Genomic DNA, 19508 nt, shown 5'->3' with positions numbered 1-19508 from the left:
CCATTCTCCAAAAGTGCCGCGCTCGATGATCCATCGATCAACATCTCTTGAGTTTCGGTGGTTGTCGTCTGTGACATAGTATCGCCGGCAATAACCTCTATGCGACGAACCCTCGGAGGATACGATTTCATGTCTTTTCGCCAGATGGTTCCCGGCCTGGTGCTGGCTTTTTCGCTGATATCGGCAACCGCATCCGCCGCACCGCCCGAGCAAGGCCGTAATGCCGCCGCTGGTGGCAGTGGCGTGCTTTCGCTCCTGCCGCCGGATGCCGTGAGCGACCATGTGCTCAATGCGGATGGCAAGACCATACCCTATACGGCAACGGCGGGCACACTCGACCTCTTCGGCCAGGATGGCCAGCGTAGCGCGGCAGTCTTCTACACCGCCTATGTCGCCAAGAACCGGGATGCGAACCGGCCCGTGACCTTCATCTTCAACGGTGGGCCGGGCGCGGCTTCGGCCTTCCTCAATCTCGGGCTCGTCGGCCCGCGCATCGTCGATTTTGGTCCGGACGGTCGCGATGGCGCCAATGCCAAGCTGGTCGACAATCCGCAAAGCTGGCTCGAATTTACCGATCTCGTGCTGATCGATCCGATCGGTACCGGCTGGAGCCGCACTGCCAAGCCCGATGATCAGAATGATTTCTATAGCGTCGACAGCGATGCCGAAAGCCTGGCCAAAGCGATCGCGCTCTACATTGGCCATAATGGCCGCGCCTCGTCACCGAAATATATTCTTGGTGAAAGCTATGGCGGGTTTCGCTCGGTCAAGGTCGCCAACAGCCTGCGCGAGGATCAGGGCATCCTGATTTCCGGCATCGTCATGCTCTCGCCTCTGCTGGAGGGCCGGTTCGTCTTTGGTGATAGTGGAGATGCGCTCAGTGCGGCCTTGGAGCTGGCTTCGCTGGCGGCAGCCGAGCTGGAACGGCAAAATGCCTTCAGCGAGAAAGCGATCCAGGATGCGCAGGCCTTCGCCTTGAATGACTATCTGCCCGCGCTCGCCGGGCCGCCGCCATCGGGCGATGCCGGCCGAGCCTTCTATGGCCGGGTAGCGAAGCTGACCGGCATACCGCAAGATGTCGTCGCCAGGAACCAGGGTTTTCTCAGTGGGGTCTACCGCAAACATTCCGATGGGAACGGTGGGGATATAGCGAGTGCCTATGACGCCTCCTTTCTGGCACCGGATCCCTATCCGCAATCGGAGGCTGAGCATGGCGGCGATCCGGTTCTAGACGGTTTCGTCCGTGCCTATGGCGGTGCCTTTTCGAGCTATGCCCGCGATGAGCTAGGCTTCCACACGGACATGACCTACACGCTGCTGTCGGGAGCAGTGAACAGGGAGTGGAAATGGGGCGGGCGGAACGGCGGCTCTCGATCAACCGCCGGTGCCACCGACGATCTCAAGGAGCTGTTGTCGCTGTCGCCATCCTTCCGGGTTCTGGTGGGGCAGGGATACAGCGATCTCGTCATCCCCTTCGGCGTCAACAAATATGTGCTCGACCATATGCCGCAGGCCCTTGCCGATCGCGTGGCGCTGAAGCTCTATCGCGGCGGTCACATGTTCTACACGCGACCGGCGTCACGCGAGCAGTTCACGATGGATGCCAAGGCCTTTTATGCCGGGCAGGTTCAGGCGGCGCCATCGGCAAAGTCGAATTAGTCGTGCTGCTGTAGCTGAAAGAGATGCTTGATACGCGAACTCAGCGTGCTGACGGGTGTGCCATGGACCAGCATATCGGCATTGGCGAAGAGATGCTGCTCGGCCTCGATGCGTTTCGCCATGATGGCGCCGAGCTCCTCGGCGAGCGCGGGCCTGTCATGCAGCAAGGGCGCCAGGCAATCCTCACCGATTTCATAGGTGACGACAAAGGTCAGGGCTCGGACCGTCCCGACTTCGCCCGTGCCCATCAGCAGGCCGTTTTCGCCGAAATAGTCGCCCGGAGCGAGCCGCGTCAGCTCGATTTGCCGATGTCCTTCGCGACGGGTGATGCTGACGACGCCCGAACGGACGATGGTGAGCGCGCGTAGGCGAGCATCCTGTTCGGCGATCACGGCATCCTTGTGGTAGGTGCGGCGCTGCATGTTTGTCGCCAGATGCTCCTTTTCGTCCTCGGTCAGCGAAGCGAAAAGCGGGATGTTGTTGAGCAATCGCCATGGCGTGCCGGGGTTCTGTTGTTCTTTGACGGTTTCCGCCGCGTGTTCCGCCGCAACGGTGATCGTGCCGGGAGGGCCGGCGAGCTTCAGGCCTGCTGCTTTCGCATGGCGGTAGAGGAGATCGTAGATCTCGTTCTTGGCTGCTGTCGCCAGAGATATCTCGCGCACGCGGAAGGAAAGCTGCAATTCAATGGCCTGTTCATCGATCGAGCTGATGGCGACCGAAGGTTCGGGCGTCTTCTGGATGGAATTGCAGCTGATCAGCACATTCTGCATGACGTCTGCGACGACGCGTGGCTGCGTGGTCGGCTGGATTCTCACGGTGACGATGGCGCCGTGACTTTCATCGGGCGATGAAAGATTGGTGAGCCGTGTCTTTGCGAGGACGCTATTGGGAATAACGACCAGATCGTTGGTGCCGCTCAGGAGATACGTCGCCCGCCAGTTCGTTTCGACGACGCGGCCTTGAATATCATTGTCGACAACGATCCAATCGCCGACGGTATAGGGGCGGCCAAGGTTGAGTGCGATGCCGGAAAAGACGTCGCTCAACGTGCTTTGCAAGGCAAGGCCGAGAATGATGGCGAAGACGCCCGATGTCGCGATCAGTGTCCCGATCGGAACGCTGAAGACATCACCGACAATGGAGAGAATGGCGCCCAGATAGATGATGCCGACGATCAGATCCTGTAGCAGGCGGCCTTCGCGCGGTTTGCGCTCGAAGATCAGGAAGAGCCGCACGAAGGCGATCAGCACCCATGCGCCGTTGATCCACCAGACGATCTTGGCAAAGCCGACAAAGGTGCGCAGCGTCACGGAATCCTGCGGCGGGCTCGGCTCATAGGGTACGATGCCATGATAAAGCAAAAGCACGGTCAGGCAGACGAAGAAGGCGATCTGGCCGATCAGACGCCCAGCGCGCTGGTGACGCAGCATGACGCGGCTAACGAATGTGCCGACGACAACCAGGATACAGAACTGGACGATCGGATCACCAAGAAGTGCAATGGACATATGGGCTTGGCCGCACTCGGTCTTTCGGATGGCTGCTAAATTGGCATGAAAGGGGCTGCAATACCATATGCAGATAAAGTATGATTAATTGACGCTGATGCCTTGATCTCAGCACTTGTACCTTGATAATTAGATGACGATTATCATCTTATAACTGTCATCCCATCCTGCTATCTGCTCTCGTGGCGCGCAATCCTCAGCGCTCTGACATCCTTAAGGAATACCCATGACACAGTCTTTCGAGATTCGCGGCGATCTGCTGATCGGCTCAGATTCCACCGGCGGCAATAGAACCGTGCGTGCCATCAACCCGGCAACCGGCGCAAACCTGGAGCCGGCCTTTGCGATCGCCGGCGAGAGCGACGTTGCCAAAGCGTGTGAATTGGCGGCGCAGGCGTTTGACGTTTACCGTGCGACCAGCCCCGAGCAGCGTGCGGCATTCCTCGAAAAGATCGCCGACAACATCATGGAGATCGGCGATGCTCTGATCGAGCGGGCAACGGAAGAGACCGGCCTGCCGGTGCCGCGTCTGCAGGGCGAGCGTGCCCGCACCGTCGGCCAACTGCGGCTGTTTGCCCAGGTCGTTCGCTCCGGTGAGTGGCTCGATCTGCGCGTCGATCCGGCACTGCCGGAGCGTAAGCCGTTGCCGCGGCCGGACCTGCGCCTGCGCCAGATCCCGCTCGGCCCGGTTGCCGTCTTCGGTGCCAGCAACTTCCCGCTCGCCTTCTCGGTTGCCGGTGGTGATACGGCTTCGGCTCTTGCCGCCGGTTGCCCGGTCGTCGTCAAGGGCCATCTTGCCCATCCGGGCACGGGCGAACTGGTCGGCCGCGCCATCCGCGCCGCCGTCGCTGCATCCGGTCTTCCGGAGGGCACCTTCTCGCTGCTGACCGGTGCCAACGAAACCGGTGCGGCGCTGGTGCGCGATCCGCGCATCAAGGCCGTCGGCTTCACCGGCTCGCGTGGTGGCGGCCTGGCGCTTGGCGCCATTGCCGCGGCCCGGCCGGAGCCGATCCCTGTTTATGCCGAGATGAGCAGCGTCAACCCCGTTTTCCTGTTCCCGGCCGCTCTTGCAGCACGCGCCGAGGCGATCGGTACGGGCTTCATCGATTCCCTGACGCTCGGTGCCGGCCAGTTCTGCACCAATCCAGGCCTGCTTTTCGCAATCGAAAGCCCCGATCTCGACCGCTTCGTCCAGGCCGCCAGCGGTGCCCTGACCGGCCGTGCGCCCGCGCCGATGCTGACACCAGGCATTCACGCCGCCTTCGACAAGGGCGTTGCCGCGCTGGCCGAGCATGAGGCTGTCAAGACCGTCGCTCACGGCGCGCCGGCTGAAGGCGTCAATCGCAGCCCGGGTATCTTTTTCGAGACAGAAGCGCAGGAGTTCCTAGCCGACGAGCGCTTGGGCCACGAAGTTTTCGGCGCGGCAAGCCTTCTCGTGCGCTGCAAGGATGTCGATCAGATGATCGCCGTTGCGGAAAAACTCGAGGGCCAGCTGACCGCGACGCTGCAGATCGAAGCGGATGACTATGCCACGGCCGCCAAGCTGGTGCCGGTGCTGGAACGCAAGGCCGGGCGTATTCTCGCCAATGGCTGGCCGACCGGCGTCGAAGTCTCCCATGCCATGGTGCATGGCGGGCCTTTCCCGGCGACCTCGGACAGCCGCACCACCTCGGTCGGCACACTCGCCATCCGCCGCTTCCTGCGCCCGGTCTCCTATCAGGATCTCCCGGAAGGACTGCTGCCGTCTGAGCTGCGTGACGATGGGGTGAAGTCGCTGCCGCATCTGCTGGATGGCGTGCGCAAGTAACTGATCAGAGCCTCATCCGCCCTCGCCCTTCGAGGAGTCCTTCGGACTCTCCTCAGGGTGAGGGCTAATCTTTTCTTTCAGGCGAAGCTAAGTACAAATCGTTTCAAGTGAGCGGCCTTTTCCGCCCCCATCCTGAGGTGGGAGTGACCGAGCTTAGCGAAGGAGCGACCCTCGAAGGAAGAGGGTCGGCCCCAACGCGCCACGGCAGGCATGAAGTCGATTTCAAACCTCAAATCTCAGCGTAAACAATCCCGGTAAATGAGCCGGCATGGTGAAGAAGTTCGCGCTCGCCCGAGCCGTCGAGGCTGGCGGAATAGAGATTGCCGCCGATGTCGGTGAAGAACATGCGGTTGTTGGGGAGATCGAGCGAGAGGCCGATACCTTCGTCGAGGCCTTCGAGGACGACTTCGGAGGTTGCTGCGAGATCATCCATTTGGGCGCGATTAACGGTATTGCCGCGCGGGAGATTGCCGCGGTCGGTCCAGTAGATCGTGCGGGTGGCAAGATCCAGTTCGAGGTCGATCGGTTCCGGTAGCTTGTCCAGCAGGATTTCGATGCCGCTGCGGCTCGTCGCGGTTTCGCCGGCCGGTATATTGATGCCGGCGCGGAAGATGCGGCCGAGGCCGGCATCAGGCGGTCCCTTCTGGGTCCAGTAGATCTGGCCGAGCGGCAGATCGAGCGCGATGCCGACACACCAGCGTTCGATATCGGCGCTGTCTTCCGGGCTGTCGCCATTCTGCACCAGGGTTTCGATATCGCTGCCATCGATATTGGCACGCATCACCCGCATACCTTCGCGGTCGCACCAATAAAGCTTGCCGTTGTCGCGGTCGAGCTGGATCTGCTTCGGCGTGACGAGCGTGCTGCCTGGCGGGATCAATGTGATGTGGTTGCCGCCGTCGAGGTCCATGCGCTCGATGGAGCCGTCATGGGCGTTGTAGTCGCTGCCCATTTCCGTCCAATAGATCCAGCCGTTCTCGCTGTCGACGAGAATGCCGTCGGGGCTGCGGCCTTGCCGCTGGACGATGAGCTTGAGATCGGTGCCGTCGATGGCGGAGGAAAGAATTCGTCCGTCGTTGATATCGAGGAAGAACAGTCTTTCGGTCTGGTCGGTGGTGGCAGGCGTCCGTGCTTCTGCTTCTGACATGAGAGCATCCTTTCAAAGGGAGCGGATCTGCGGATCACAGCGCGGCAATCATGGCATCGGTTGATGACAACATCATTCGCCGCTGCGATCGTAACGACCATCTGCTGCGCTGCAGCAAAGATCAAGGGCCGGATTGTCGCGGTGCGCGCGGAGACCTGTCAAATAAGTGTCATCGGCCTGATATAAATCCCCGATAGTCCCATAGGGCTGAAACCGAAGCCGGAGGTGATTGATATCATGTCGACGCTCCAGCAGATCGCCTTTCGCGCCGGCTGTTCCGTCGCGACCGCCAGCCGGGTGATGAATCGCAGTGGTCCGGTCAGCGACGAGATGGTGCGGCGCGTGCGCCGGGCGGCGGCGGAGCTTGGCTATCGGGCGGGTGGGCGTACCGGCACCGGCCGGCCGGCGATCGGGGTGCTTATTCCGAGCATCACCAATCCCGTGTTCGCCGCATCTCTATCCAGTATCCAGAACAGGGCGCTGCATGCCGGGCATAGCGTGCTGATCGCCCAATCGAACTACGATCCGGCACAGGAGGTCGATGCCGTCGTCTCGCTGCTCCAGCAGCAGCCGACTGGCCTCATCCTGACACTCTGCGATCCCGAGCGCAGTTTTGTTCTGTCATCCGCCCTGCCGCCGACTGTGCTGCTTGGAAATCTTCCGACCAGCCGCTTCACAGCTGCGGTCGCGACCGACAATTTCGGTGCGGGCCGGGACCTGACCGAGCATCTCCTGGGCAAGGGACACCGCCGCATCCTATTCATATCAGGGCATTTCTCGGCATCGGATCGGGCGAAACTGCGCTATCAAGGCTATGTCAGGGCGATGACGGCGGCGGGGCAACAGCCTCTCGATGCCCTGGAGATTTCCTTCGTGAATAACCTCGAGCAGCTCGATCTTTCTGATGCTATTTCGCGGTTTAACCCAACGGCGATCATCGCTTCCAACGATCTTCTGGCGCTCGGCGTCATGGGTGCGCTTCGGCGCCAGGGTCTTTCGATCCCGCGCGATATTTCCGTCGCCGGCTTCGACGGGATTTCCCTTGGTTTTCTAGGGGAAGTTTCTCTGACGACCGTCGAAATTCCGGATGGGACGATCGGGGCGGCGGCCGCCTCGCTGCTGCTCGATATGGCTGAGAATGCCGCGCCGCCGCGTCATCTGAGTGTACCCTATCGGCTGCGTGCGGGCGGCACAGTGCGCGATCTCACTCTCCAATCCTGACATCCCTTTGCATATGAAAACGCCGCCTCTTGTTAAGAGGCGGCGCGGATCGTTCAGATGGGTTCGAAAGATCAACTGCGCGGCAGCAGGCCTTCGACGTCGGAAGCGGCGTCGTCGAGCGCTTCCTTCGGAGCGGCCGAGCCGTCGACGATGCGTGAGAGGTTGTCGACGATGGTTTGCGTAACCTTGACGCCGTTGGAGCCCGGGAAGGCATACCAGGGAACCATGATCGACATCTGGCTGAGGCCGGCCTGGAACAGCGGGTTCTTCTTGTAGAAATCGCCAAGATATTCGGCCGACTTGGCAGCAAGCTCATTGTTCGGAACATAGCCGGTGCCGGGAACAACGACCGAGGCGCCATAGGGGCCGGCGGCGAACTTGGCGAATTTCCAGGCGGCTTCTTCCTTGACCGGGTCGTGGGTCAGGATGACGACGGCGTTGCCGCCCGTCGGCAGGCGACCATTGACCGGGTCGATCAGCGGCAGCTTGGCGGTGCGCAGGTCGAACTTGGCGCCGACATTCTTGATGGTGTTGACGAGCGCGCCGGTCGTCTGGAATTCGAAGCCGACCTTGCCGGCAGCGAAAGCCTGTTCGCCGGCAGCCTTGGTGAAGACCGGCATGCCGCCTTCCTTGACGAAGCGCTGGATCAGTTCGACGGCCTTCTGGCCTTCGGGACCGTTGAAGGCGACCTTCGTCTCGTCGTCGCTCAGCATCTTGCCGCCGGCGCCGAAGAGGAGGGCGGAGAACATCCAGTCGTCGCCCTGCCAGCGGAAGTCCATGCCGTCGACACCGTTGCCGAGCGCCTTGATCTTGCCGGCAAGCGTGATGACCTCATCCCAGGTCTTCGGCGGGTTGTCCGGATTGCCGCCGGCAGCCTTCACCAGGTCGGCGTTGTAATACATGATCGGGTTGGACGTCGCGAAGGCGAGGCCGACCTGCTTGCCCTTGACCTGGGCGAGCTTCAGGATCGTGTCCGAGAAGCCCTTCTCGGCCATGTTGCCCTCTTTCTTGACGAGAGGGCCGAGGTCGACGGCGACATTGCGCTCGTCGATCATGCGCAGGCGGTTGAGGCCGATGAAGGTGACATCCGGCATCTCGCTGGTGCCGGCCTGGCGCAGGATAGTCTGGATGCCTTCCTCATAGGTGGCCGAAGGAGCGGCGAACTGGATCTTGATGTCGGGATTTTCTTCCATGAACTTCTTCGAGATCGTGTCCATCACGTTCTTGAAGAAGCCGGGCATGGGATAGTGAACCGTCAGGGTGGTTTCGGCATAGGCCGGGACCGTCACGACCATCGAAATGGCCGCGGCGGCGAGAATCTGGGTGATATGCTTCATCGCTCGTTCTCCGTTTTCAAATTTCGAACCGGTCATCCTTTGAGACCGGTCATGGTGATGCCCTCGACGAAACGCTTCTGAGCCAGAAGGAATGCCGCGACGAGGGGAAGGGTGATGATGAGGGTTGCCGCCATGAGCGCGCCGTAGTCGTCGCCGGCTTCGGCGGCGCGGAAATACATGAGGCCCAGCGGCGGCGTGAAATATTCCTGCTTGGTGATGACGATCAGCGGCCAGTAGAGGTCGTTCCAGTGCGCGACGACCGAGAAGATCGCGAAAGCCGTGACCGCCGGCCAGGCATTCGGCACGATGACGCGGGCGACGATCCCGATTTCAGACATGCCGTCGAGTCGGGCGGCATGGATCAGATCGTCGGGCATGGAACGGAAGAACTGCAGGAACATGAAGATCGCGAAGACCGAGATCGAGAAGGGCGCGACCAGGGCGGCGTAGCTGTTCAGCAGCGACAGGCTGTTGAAGCCGACATAGAGCGGCAGCGCCGTCGCATGGATCGGAACCAGCAGCCCAAGCATGACGAGAACCATCATCGTGCGGGCGGCCGGAAACTTCAGCTTCGCCATGGCATAGGCGCAGGGGATGGCGATCAGCACTTGGAAGAAGAAGATCAGCCCGCAGACGAAGACGCCGTTGAACAGCAGCGTGCCCATCGAAACCTTGCTCAGTGCCTTGGCGATGTTCTCGACGTAATAGAAATGCGTCGGGATCAGCTTTAGCGCCGAAGTGAAGATATCGTCCTGCGCCTTGCCGGCGGTCGAGATCATGAAGATGTAGGGCGCGAGGAAGATGAGCGAGCCCAGGATCAGCAGAGAGAGGCGCAGGATGCGGCCGGGAGTGAAGCCTGTCGAGGTCATGTGTAATGCACCTGCCGGTCGTGGACGCGATATTGCAGGAAGGTCAGCACCACGAGGATGGAGAGAAACACCGTGGTCATCGCCGAGGCATAACCAACGCGGAGATAGACGAAGCCTTCCTGGTAGATGGTGAAAAGCAGCACTTCCGAAGCATGGTTCGGGCCGCCGTCTGTCAGGGCCTTGACGGTATCGAAGACCTTCACCGCATTGATGATGCTGATTGTGGTGACGAAGAGCGTCGTCGGTCCGAGCATCGGCCAGGTGACGAGCCAGAAACGGTCGAATGACGACTTTGCACCATCCACTTCAGCTGCGGCGTAGAGTTCTCGCGGGATGGCGGTAAGGCCGGCGAGAAACAGCACCATGTTGAAACCGACAGATTGCCAGACGCCGATGATCGACAGGCTGTAGAGCGCGGTCGCCGAGGCGCCGAGCCAGTTCGGTCCGCGCACGCCGATCTCGCCGAGCAGCGCGTTGATCGGACCGATCGTCGGATGGAAGAGATATTGCCAGACGGTCGCCATTGCGACGATCAGCGAGGCAACAGGCAGGAAGTAGGCCGTGCGGAAGAAGCTGCGGCCGATGCCTTCGCTTTCGATCAGCAATGCGACCCCGAGGCCGAGCACGATCGAGACGGGTGCGACGATGGCGGTATAGGTCGCTGTATTCCAGAGCGACTTTATGAAGGCGCGGTCGCGAAGCAGATGCGCGTAGTTCTCGAAGGCGACGAAACGCAGGCTCTTGTCGCCGAGCTGGAAATCCGTGAAGCCGAGCACGACGACGGCAATGATCGGAACGATGATGAAGAGCACGATCAGGACGATGGCGGGCAGGGCGAAGAGGAGAGCCGTACGGGCTTCGCTGCGCTCGCGGGCCGCGGCAGCCTGCATCGGCAAGGAGGTGAGGGCAATGCTAGCCATGCGCCTTCTCCCGCGTGGCGTCGACGGTCGTCGGGCTCGCGCGCAGGCGGCGGCCGTCTTCGGCGAAGACCAAGGCCTGCTCGGCCGTGAGCGTCAGCGCAACCGGCATGCCGGCGGATAGGCCGGCGACTTCCGCCGGTGCGAGCTTGGCGACCATGGTTTCGCCGATGGCATCGAGCTTGGCATAGAGGATGACTTCGGAGCCGAGGAATTCCATCCGCTCGATATGGGCGGCGAGCGCATCCTGACGGCCCTGGGAGAGCTGCACGAATTCCGGGCGAATGCCGAGGGTCACGTTCCTGCCGGCAAAGGCACTGTCTTCGAGCGCCAGCCGGATGCCGCCGAAGGCGACGATGCCGTTTTCGGCGAGCGCCGGCAAAAGGTTGATGCGCGGCTGACCGACAAAACGGGCGACTTCCACATGGGCCGGGTCGTCATAGATCGTCTGCGGCGAGGCGAGCTGCAGCAGCTGGCCGCCGATCATGACGGCGACGCGGTCGGCCATCGACAGCGCCTCGGCCTGGTCATGCGTGACGTAGACCGTCGGCACTCCGGCGCGGCGATGCAGATCGACGATCTCGCCGCGGGCATGGACGCGCAGGTTGGCGTCGAGATTGGAAAGCGGCTCGTCCATGAGGAAGACGGCGGGGCGGCGCACCATGGCGCGGGCGAGCGCCACGCGCTGACGCTGGCCACCGGACATCTGGCCAGGCTTGCGGTCGAGCAGGTGATCGATCTTCAGCGAGACGGCCATTTCGCGGACATCGCGGATGATGCCGGCGCGAGTCGCGCGCTGGCCGGGGATCAGCGAGCCGATGAAAGGCAGGCGCTGCACGCGCGACAGGCGGCGCATGGCAAGCGGCACGGCAATGTTTTCCGAGGCCGTCAGGTGCGGATAGAGCGCGTAGGACTGAAAGACCATCGCGATATTGCGATCCGCCGCGGCGACGCCGGAAACGTCGCTGCCGCCGAGGATGATTTCGCCGCTGTCGGCATGGTCAAGGCCGGCGAGGATGCGCAAAAGCGTGCTCTTGCCGCAGCCGGACGGGCCGACCAAGGCGATGAACTCGCCGGGCTGAACATCAAGATCGACGCCTTTGAGGATGGCGTTGCCGCCGAAGGATTTGGCGATGCCGCGAAGCGAGAGCGCACTCATTCGGCCGGCTCCTTCTTTGCCTTCGGTGCTGCCTGCGGATAGACTTCCATGACGACATCATCGAGGAAGTAGGCGGTCATGCCGGGTACGGCGACGAGCTCGGTCGAGACCGTCTCGCCAAGTTCATGGATCGCTGCGCCGATCAGCCGTTCGCCCGGCATTTCGCGCTCCATCTCGCCGAGGATGAAGGCTGCGGGTGGTGCCCAGACCAGCTTCGTATCGTTGAAGCGGCCTTCCCAGGTCCAATGCAGGTGGCCGCTGCCGAGGAGGGCGACGTCATGGGTTGCGATCAGATCGTAGAGCCGGCGGCGCTGGGCGGGGCGCACGCTCCAGTAGCCGGTATCGCCCTCATCGGGCGCATCGACGAAGAGCGGCTTGTGGGCAAAGAGGGCGATGCGGCGCTCGCCACGGCTTTCGAGCTTTTCCTGCAGCCAGTCGAACTGCTTCTGCTCTTCGGCATCCTCGAAGCCCATCAGCAGGCTGTTGAGGCCGATCAGGCGCCAGTTACCGATATCCTTCGCCCAGTAGTCAGGACCGACGAGGCGGCGCCAGCGGTCCAGCCGCTCGGGATTAACGGGCTGATAGGAGCCGGGCAGGTGGCCGACATCGTGGTTGCCGGGCACGATCAGCATCGGCACGGAAATCTGGCGCATCAGATCCATGGAAAAGAGGAGATCTTCGTCCTTGTCGGCGCCATCGACGCTGAGATCGCCGGTATGAATGACAAGATCGGCGCCGCTTGCCTCGATCCATTTCGCCAGCGGCTCCCAATTGCCGTTGAAATGCGGCTTGTTGGGGCTCAAATGCGTGTCGGTGATCTGGATGATCTTCAAGGCGCTTCTCCGAAGTCTTCAGAATGGTGCGCCTGCGGAAGGGATTGCCCTCAAACCGGCGCGTCTCTGCGCTCTCTTTAGAGGGGCCCCATGTCAGTCAGGTAACAGGTGTTTTCAGCTGTTTTTCAGTTTTGTCACATCACCGTCAAATGACGCTGCCGCTTGCCTCATGCGGAATGGAAGGACTGTACGCGGCGGTACCGGTGCTGTAGATCGTTGCGAAAGGGATCAGACATGTCAGACGAACAGAGCCGCATCATCAAACTTGAGGAAACCGTCGCCTACCAGGCCAAGACGATCGAGGAACTTTCCGATCAGATTGCCGAGCAATGGAAGGTAGTGGAGCAGACGCGGCAGAAACTTGATCGGCTGACCGAGCGGTTTCTGACGCTGGAGGAACAGTCGCTCGACGCGCCGGCCATTACCAAGCCGCCGCATTACTAAGGGCCTCGTTCACGTTTCGGTGTTACACGCGGGCGTGTGTAACAAAAATCCCTGTCTTCCCGTATTTCCTTATGACCGGAGCATTTATAATCGCGGTCGAGAGGAAATCGTCATGAAGACTCTATCGACAGACACGATTCGCATTTATTCAGCGCGCGTCACCCGCTTGGCTGGCTTTGCGGCGATGGCGATATTGCTTGGCGGCGTTGCGCTGCAATTTGTCGGTCGCGCCTCTGCCGAGGACGCCCGTGTCATTCCCGCGCCGAGCATGGATGAAAAGGCATCCTCCGCCAATACGGAGACCGCGGTGCTTGCGGGCGGCTGCTTTTGGGGCGTTCAGGGCGTTTTCCAGCACGTCAACGGCGTGATCAGCGCCACATCCGGCTACACCGGCGGCAGCAAGAATGCTGCGCACTATGAAATGGTAGGCTCGGGCGATACCGGCCATGCCGAATCCGTGCGAATCGTTTTCGATCCCCATAAGATCAGCTACGGCCATCTGCTGCAGATCTATTTCTCGGTAGCGCATGATCCGACGGAGCTGAACCGTCAGGGCCCGGATACCGGCACGCAATATCGTTCAGCCATCTTCCCGACCAGCCAGTCACAGGCCGATATCGCCAAGGCCTATATCGACCAGCTCAACCATGCCAAGGTCTTCGACGCCGCGATCGTCACCAAGATCGAGCCCGCTCGGCAATTCTATGCCGCCGAGGCCTATCATCAGGATTTCCTGACGACGCATCCGAGCTATCCCTATATTGTCATCAACGACCTGCCGAAGATCAAGAACCTGCAGCATCTCTTCCCTGGGGATTATCGCGCCGACCCGGTTTTGGTCACGGCAAGCGTGAGCGCGAAATGATGGTCTGCCTGACCGGCGAGCGATGCCCGCCGGTCAGGGCCGCCTTGCAAGAAATGCTCGTTACTCCCGGTGTGTCTGGTGTATTTCTGCTTCACCAGATAGTCATCGAGAGTGCGTTTCGTCATGATCGTCCGCGACCGGCCGAATCTCTTCCAGCTTTTCTTCATCCTTCGTGGGTCGATCATTCGGCGCATTCTGCCGCAGATCATCGCCATCTTTCTGCTATCGGCACTGATCGTCTGGGGTCATGAGGAGCGACCGAACCTCATCGTCTCTTTCAACGGTTCGGCGCTTTCGCTGCTCGGCATCGCGCTTTCGATCTTCCTCGGTTTCCGCAACAATGCCTGCTACGACCGCTGGTGGGAGGGGAGGCGCGACTGGGGACAACTCGTCCAGCTCGCGCGCGGCTTCGCCCGGCAGACGCTGGTGCTGGAGAGTGAAGGCGGTGCGGGTGTCGAGGCGCGCAAAAACCTGCTGCGCCTGACCATGGCCTTCGCGCAGGCGTTGGTCTGTCTTCTGCGGCCCGGCAGCGACGAGGGCAAGGTGCTGCGCTTGCTTGCTCCAAGCGAGGCGGAATTCTACCATGCGGCCCGCAACAAGCCTGATCTCATTCTGCGCCTGATGTCCGCCGATCTCGCGCGGCTGAAAGCATCGGGTGTGATTTCCGATATCCAATATCAGATGCTGGATATCACGATCGGCCAGATGGGGGCGGTGCAGGCTGCTTGCGAGCGGCTGCGCAACACGCCGCTGCCCTTCGGCTATACGCTGCTTTTGCATCGCACCGCCTATCTCTTCTGTTTCCTGCTTCCCTTCGGCTATGTCGATACGCTCGGCTGGGGCTCGCCCTTCGTGACGGCCCTTATCGCCTATACCTTCTTCGGTCTCGATGCGCTGGGCGACGAGCTGGAAGACCCTTTCGGCAAGCGTCCCAATGCGCTCGCCATCGGCGCGCTTGCGGATACGATCGAGATCAATCTGCGCGAAGCGCTTGGGGAAACCGACCTGCCGCCGCTGCCGCAACCCAAAGATTTCCTGCTGATGTAAAAAATCGGCAAAAATATTCGTCGAGCGATGGAATAGAATCCGGAGTGCTTCCGTATATAGGTGTATGGAACGCAAAGGACGCACATTCGATGTTTTGGGGCAGCTCGGTTCGCTGAGACGTTATGCCCGCTCGCTCGTGCGCAATGCGGACGAGGCCGAGGATCTGGTGCATGACGCGCTGGTCAAGGCCTATGAGCGCAAGGCATCCTTCCGACGCGACGGCAATCTGCGCACCTGGCTGTTGTCGATCCTGCACAATGTGCATATCGACCGCCTGCGCCAGACGAAATCGCAGAACCGCCGTCACGAGGAGGCTGCGGCCGAACTTGAGCCGGTATTGCCGGCATCGCAGGATCATACGGTGCGCTTGAGCCAGGTCCGCGAAGCCTTCTTCAGTCTGCCTGAGGAGCAGCGCGAGGCGCTGCATCTCGTGGCGATCGAGGATCTCTCCTATCAGGAGGCGGCATCAGCGCTTGGCATTCCCGTCGGCACGCTGATGTCCCGCATCGCGCGGGCAAGGGCGAGCTTACGCTCTTTCGAAGAGGCGACCTCCAAAGTTTCACATCTCAGGCTTATCGAGGGAGGCGGCAATGAAAATCGTTGATCCGATCATCGATGCCGATCTCGACGCCTATGTCGATGGCGAGCTGACGCTCGCACGCCGTGTCGAGGTGGAATCCTATCTCTCCGAGCACCCCGAGATCGCGGCCAAGGTGATGGCCGATATGAGTATCCGCGGTGAATTGCGCATGGCGTTGGCCGGAGAAGGCCATGTCGTCCGCGCCGAAACGCGCGAAGCTGCCCGGCGGCTGGAGCGCGGGCTGGCCTATGGACGCATGCTGAGTTCTTTTCAGCGCGTCGCGGCCATTGCCGTACTGGTGACGACCGGCTGGGTCGCGCATACATCCTTCGGCGCCTTCACGGCAAGCGAAGTCAGCGCGTCGACACGGCCGCCGGCTTTTGTCGATGACGCAGTACGCGCCTACAAGACAACGGCGGTACGCGAAGAGATCAAGCAGCAGTCGGTCGCGAATTACAATCCCGAGGAAATCCGCGCGTCGACGGCGATCGTCCTGCCGGAGCTGCCGGGTGGCTGGCGCGTCACCGACGCGCAGATCTATCCGTCCGAGTTCGGTCCAAGCGTCGAAATGATGGTCGATGCTGGCAAGGATGGGCATTTGTCACTGTTTGCCGTCCGCCCGGGCACATTCGCCGTCAAGGACGTCAGTCACGTCAAGCGTGACGATGTCCAGGCTGCCTATTGGCAGATCGGTGAAGTCGCCTATGCGCTGATCGGCAATGGCCAGGCGAGCCAGCTCGACGGCGATGCCGAACAGCTTGCCCGAAGCCTCTACTAGTTCGAATTAAAGGAGAACGACCATGAACCCGACCAATCCGCGATACGGCTACGGAGCCGCCGCCGGCTCGCAGGCGCTCTTCGACGAGGGGCTGCGCCGGCATATGCTGCGCGTCTACAACTACATGGGTATCGGCCTTGTTGTGACGGGAATCGTCGCGCTGATCGTCGGCACGACGCCGGCGCTCTATGTGCCGATCTTCCAGAGCCCGCTGAAGTGGGTCGTCATGCTGGCGCCGCTTGCCTTCGTATTCTTCTTCTCGTTCCGCATCCAGTCGATGTCTGCCAGCACGGCGCAGATGATGTTCTGGGCGTTCTGCGCGGTCATGGGCCTGTCGCTGGCCTCCGTCTTCCTGGTCTTCACCGGCACGAGCATCGCGCGTACCTTCTTCATCGCCGCGACCATGTTCGGCGCGACCAGCCTCTACGGCTATACGACGAAGCGTGATCTCTCCAACATCGGCTCATTCCTGATGATGGGCCTGTTCGGCGTCATCATCGCCAGCATCGTCAATATCTTCCTGGGTTCGAGCGCGCTGCAGTTCGCCATCTCGATCATCGGCATCGTCGTCTTCGTCGGCCTGACCGCCTGGGATACGCAGAACATCAAGGAACAGTATGCCGAAAACTATGATCAGGAATCGCAACAGAAGCTCGCCGTCTTCGGTGCCCTGTCGCTCTACCTGAACTTCGTCAACATCTTCCAACTGCTGCTGAACTTCACGGGTGAACGGGAATAGTTGGAATTAATCGCTTGAGCATGATCTGAGCTGAAGGGCACTCCACGCCTTCGGTGATTATGCTCCGGGAATGCGTCTCCCTGGGGGCTTGTTGAGACGCATGACGCGCCTGCAGTATCTGCGCCGATACTGCAGGCGCAACCTTTTTGGGGGGCGAGCCAACTTGGCTGAACCGCTCGCAAAATCACCTTCGCCGCGGGGCGGCAAGGGGAAGGCGCCGGACCAGGAGAGCACCGTCCAAAGAAAAGGCCCGATAGCGCAGATCTGCTGCCATCGGGCCTTTCATCATTGGAGATATGCGGTTTCTCGTCCGTCAGGTGACGGGCGTGGTCTTACCATTCGGCGACGCTGCCGTCCTCATGACGCCAGACGGGGTTGCGCCAGCGGTGGCCTTCCTTGGCGCGTTCGATGACATAGGCTTCGTCGACTTCGATGCCGAGGCCGGGACCCTGTGGGATCGAAACGAAACCGTCGGCATATTGGAACACCTCCTTGTTGGAGATGTAGTCGAGGATGTCGTTGCCCTTGTTGTAGTGGATGCCGAGGCTCTGTTCCTGGATAAAGGCATTGTAGCTGACGGCATCGACCTGCAGGCAGGCGGCAAGCGCGATGGGGCCGAGCGGGCAGTGCGGGGCGAGCGCCACGTCATAGGCCTCGGCCATGGCGGCGATCTTGCGGCATTCGGTGATGCCACCGGCATGGCTGAGGTCGGGCTGGAGAATGTCGACATAGCCGTCCGACAGCACTGACTTGAAATCCCAGCGCGAATAAAGGCGTTCGCCGAGCGCGATCGGCGTCGAGCAATGGTTGGCGATTTCCTTCAGCGCCTCGCGGTTTTCCGAAAGCACCGGCTCCTCGATGAAAAGCAGCTTGTAGGGTTCCAGCTCCTTGGCGAGCACCTTGGCCATCGGACGATGGACGCGGCCGTGGAAATCGACGCCGATGCCGATGTAGGGGCCGATCGCCTCGCGGATGGTGGCGATGGTCTCAACAGCTTTTTCCACCTTGTCATAGGTGTCGACGATCTGCATTTCCTCACAGCCGTTGAGCTTGATCGCCTTGAAGCCGCGGGCGACCACATCCTTGGCATTGTTGGCGACGTCGGAGGGACGGTCGCCGCCGATCCAGGAATAGACCTTGATCTTGTCGCGCACCTGGCCGCCGAGCAGCGAATGGATCGGCTGGCCGAGCGCTTTGCCCTTGATGTCCCACAGCGCCTGATCGATGCCGGCCAGCGCCGACATGTGGACGGCGCCGCCGCGATAGAAGCCGGCGCGGTACATGACGTTCCAGTGATCCTCGATCAGGAACGGATCCTTGCCGATCAGATAGTCTTCCAGCTCGTGCACGGCCGCCTGGACGGTGAGCGCGCGACCTTCGACCACGGGCTCGCCCCAGCCGACGATGCCTTCGTCGGTCTCGATCTTCAGGAACAGCCAGCGCGGGGGAACGATATAGGTCGTCAGCTTGGTGATTTTCATGGGGATGATTCCGTTTGGACTTCGGGTTGCGTCAGCGGCGCGAGGCCGCGGATCTCGGGGTTTCGGGATTTGTTTTCCGGCCTTCGTCCAGCCGTCGTTCGACGGCGAGATCGCGGGCGGCAAGATCGAGCATGCGGTGAGCGCAGTCGCGCGCGGCGGCGCGGTCACGCAGGCGCAGCGCCTCTACCAGTTCGCCGTGAACCGCAATCGCCTCGTCGCGGCTATGGGCGGCGACGTTGGAGGCATGGAGCGCATATTTGAGGCCGGCATGCATGGCGCTGGACAGGCGCCGGAAGACCTGATTGTGGCTGGCACTCAGAAGTACGTTGTGAAAGGTCACGTCGGCCTCCGTAAAGCCTTCCGGATCATCGCCGCTGTCGCGCATGCGCTCCCAGGCGTTTTCCAGATCGGCAATCTCGCGAGCTGTCGCCCTTTCCGCTGCATATTCGGCGGCAGCCGGTTCGATCGTGCGCCGCGCTTCGAGGATCGAGCCGAGAATATCGAAATCGGCGATGTAGGGACCCATCCATTCCAGCACATCCTGGTCGAGAATGTTCCAGTCATCCTTGTTGCAGACCGTGGTGCCGATGCGCGGTTTGCCGCGCACGAGGCCCTTGGACTCCAGCACTTTGAGGGATTCGCGGATAACCGTGCGGCTGACACCGTATATTTCGCAAAGGTCGTTTTCGCGCGGCAGAGTCGAACCGGAGGGATAACGTTCGGCGCAGATGTCTTCGGCGATCGCGGCGGTCACGTTTTTGCGCACACGCGGGCGGCGCGCCGTCTGCGTCGAGGAGCCATGTCCTTGTTTTGCTAGGCCCTGTCTTTCCAGCGATTCCACCCTATCTCCCCCACACCGTTTCGCATGCTTTCCCAATATCTCCCCGGCCAAGGGCAGGCGGATCTTGCATGCAGGCGATGCCCGGCCAGCTTTCGCGGCCGTGTCGATATCATGATACGATAATCATCATACATTGGCAATATTCTTGTATGATGATTTGGAAAACTCGTATTGCCTTTTGGGATCGACGCCGCTTTTGTTACCGCGGCGTCGTCTTCAGCGGATAGAAGGGTTATGGTGGCGGTGCAGGTGGCCAAGCCGCTTGCCGTCGATCAT

At 61.2% G+C, this 19508-nt stretch carries 18 protein-coding genes; 9 read left to right on the top strand and 9 right to left on the bottom strand.

The genetic code is table 11. The annotated features are described in order from the left end of the window. Positions 1-129: 129 nt before the first annotated feature. A complete protein-coding gene (locus tag FHT84_RS21830) occupies positions 130-1659 on the top strand; it encodes a carboxypeptidase (RefSeq protein ID WP_113249489.1) in 1530 nt (509 codons plus the stop codon). Here the strand turns inward: FHT84_RS21830 and FHT84_RS21825 are convergent. Continuing rightward, a complete protein-coding gene (locus tag FHT84_RS21825; RefSeq protein WP_113249490.1) occupies positions 1656-3167 on the bottom strand; it encodes a mechanosensitive ion channel family protein in 1512 nt (503 codons plus the stop codon). The two genes, FHT84_RS21830 and FHT84_RS21825, sit on opposite strands and share 4 nt — an antisense overlap. 226 nt (positions 3168-3393) lie before the next feature. Here FHT84_RS21825 and FHT84_RS21820 point away from each other — a divergent pair, with 226 nt between their 5' ends. Then, positions 3394-4974 (top strand): aldehyde dehydrogenase (NADP(+)), encoded by a 1581-nt coding sequence (locus tag FHT84_RS21820; RefSeq protein WP_183765735.1) that lies wholly within the window; start codon positions 3394-3396, stop codon positions 4972-4974. Positions 4975-5203: 229 nt separating this feature from the next. Here the strand turns inward: FHT84_RS21820 and FHT84_RS21815 are convergent, their stop codons facing one another. Next, the gene (locus tag FHT84_RS21815; protein ID WP_183765738.1) at positions 5204-6121 is read right to left on the bottom strand and encodes a 3-hydroxyacyl-CoA dehydrogenase; all 918 of its coding nucleotides are present in this window, start codon (positions 6119-6121) and stop codon (positions 5204-5206) included. Positions 6122-6358: 237 nt separating this feature from the next. Here FHT84_RS21815 and FHT84_RS21810 point away from each other — a divergent pair, with 237 nt between their 5' ends. Beyond that, positions 6359-7342, top strand: coding sequence for a substrate-binding domain-containing protein (locus FHT84_RS21810; protein ID WP_112341758.1), 984 nt, complete (start codon positions 6359-6361; stop codon positions 7340-7342). A gap of 71 nt (positions 7343-7413) precedes the next feature. Here the strand turns inward: FHT84_RS21810 and FHT84_RS21805 are convergent, their stop codons facing one another. The 5 genes from FHT84_RS21805 to FHT84_RS21785 are packed head-to-tail and all read right to left on the bottom strand — an operon-like array spanning position 7414 to position 12457. Beyond that, complete coding sequence (locus FHT84_RS21805) at positions 7414-8679, bottom strand: ABC transporter substrate-binding protein (RefSeq protein ID WP_112341759.1); 1266 nt, start codon at positions 8677-8679, stop codon at positions 7414-7416. Positions 8680-8711: 32 nt separating this feature from the next. Beyond that, complete coding sequence (locus FHT84_RS21800; protein ID WP_113249494.1) at positions 8712-9548, bottom strand: carbohydrate ABC transporter permease; 837 nt, start codon at positions 9546-9548, stop codon at positions 8712-8714. After that, on the bottom strand, positions 9545-10468 hold the full coding sequence (locus FHT84_RS21795) for a sugar ABC transporter permease (protein WP_183765740.1): 924 nt from the start codon (positions 10466-10468) through the stop codon (positions 9545-9547). Before FHT84_RS21795 ends, FHT84_RS21800 begins: the two co-directional genes overlap by 4 nt. Then, entirely contained in the window at positions 10461-11624 is a 1164-nt protein-coding gene (locus FHT84_RS21790) for an ABC transporter ATP-binding protein (RefSeq protein WP_183765743.1), read from the bottom strand. The genes FHT84_RS21795 and FHT84_RS21790 overlap by 8 nt, the downstream gene beginning before the upstream one ends. Further along, positions 11621-12457: a metallophosphoesterase gene (locus tag FHT84_RS21785; protein ID WP_113249497.1), complete on the bottom strand. Its 837-nt coding sequence runs from the start codon at positions 12455-12457 to the stop codon at positions 11621-11623. Before FHT84_RS21785 ends, FHT84_RS21790 begins: the two co-directional genes overlap by 4 nt. Positions 12458-12691: 234 nt before the next feature. Between FHT84_RS21785 and FHT84_RS21780 the strand changes: the two genes are divergently transcribed. The 6 genes from FHT84_RS21780 (at position 12692) to FHT84_RS21755 (ending at position 16910) form a co-directional block, all read left to right on the top strand. Beyond that, positions 12692-12901, top strand: a complete 210-nt coding sequence (locus FHT84_RS21780) for a SlyX family protein (protein ID WP_113249498.1) — start codon at positions 12692-12694, stop codon at positions 12899-12901. Between the two features lie 112 nt (positions 12902-13013). Then, a complete protein-coding gene (gene msrA / locus FHT84_RS21775) occupies positions 13014-13766 on the top strand; it encodes a peptide-methionine (S)-S-oxide reductase MsrA (protein ID WP_113249499.1) in 753 nt (250 codons plus the stop codon). A 123-nt stretch (positions 13767-13889) separates the two neighbouring features. Next, positions 13890-14813 carry a bestrophin family protein gene (locus FHT84_RS21770; RefSeq protein ID WP_113249500.1) on the top strand — a complete coding sequence of 308 codons (924 nt, stop codon included), beginning with the start codon at positions 13890-13892 and terminating at the stop codon, positions 14811-14813. Positions 14814-14877: 64 nt separating this feature from the next. Beyond that, positions 14878-15417, top strand: coding sequence for a sigma-70 family RNA polymerase sigma factor (locus FHT84_RS21765; RefSeq protein ID WP_112341767.1), 540 nt, complete (start codon positions 14878-14880; stop codon positions 15415-15417). Next, positions 15404-16171: an anti-sigma factor gene (locus FHT84_RS21760; RefSeq protein WP_113249501.1), complete on the top strand. Its 768-nt coding sequence runs from the start codon at positions 15404-15406 to the stop codon at positions 16169-16171. Before FHT84_RS21765 ends, FHT84_RS21760 begins: the two co-directional genes overlap by 14 nt. Before the next feature lie 22 nt (positions 16172-16193). Continuing rightward, positions 16194-16910 carry a Bax inhibitor-1/YccA family protein gene (locus tag FHT84_RS21755; protein WP_112341769.1) on the top strand — a complete coding sequence of 239 codons (717 nt, stop codon included), beginning with the start codon at positions 16194-16196 and terminating at the stop codon, positions 16908-16910. A 332-nt stretch (positions 16911-17242) separates the two neighbouring features. Here FHT84_RS21755 and dgoD read toward each other — a convergent pair whose 3' ends face one another. Continuing rightward, on the bottom strand, positions 17243-18391 hold the full coding sequence (gene dgoD / locus FHT84_RS21750) for a galactonate dehydratase (protein WP_092712672.1): 1149 nt from the start codon (positions 18389-18391) through the stop codon (positions 17243-17245). Between the two features lie 31 nt (positions 18392-18422). After that, the gene (locus FHT84_RS21745) at positions 18423-19232 is read right to left on the bottom strand and encodes a FadR/GntR family transcriptional regulator (protein ID WP_169646382.1); all 810 of its coding nucleotides are present in this window, start codon (positions 19230-19232) and stop codon (positions 18423-18425) included. Positions 19233-19508 lie beyond the last annotated feature (276 nt).

Origin of the sequence: Rhizobium sp. BK289, assembly GCF_014193575.1 — a bacterium.
Classification (GTDB): domain Bacteria; phylum Pseudomonadota; class Alphaproteobacteria; order Rhizobiales; family Rhizobiaceae; genus Rhizobium; species Rhizobium tropici_C.
Note: the sequence above shows the minus strand (reverse complement) of the source record. Positions and strands in the feature narration are given on the sequence as shown.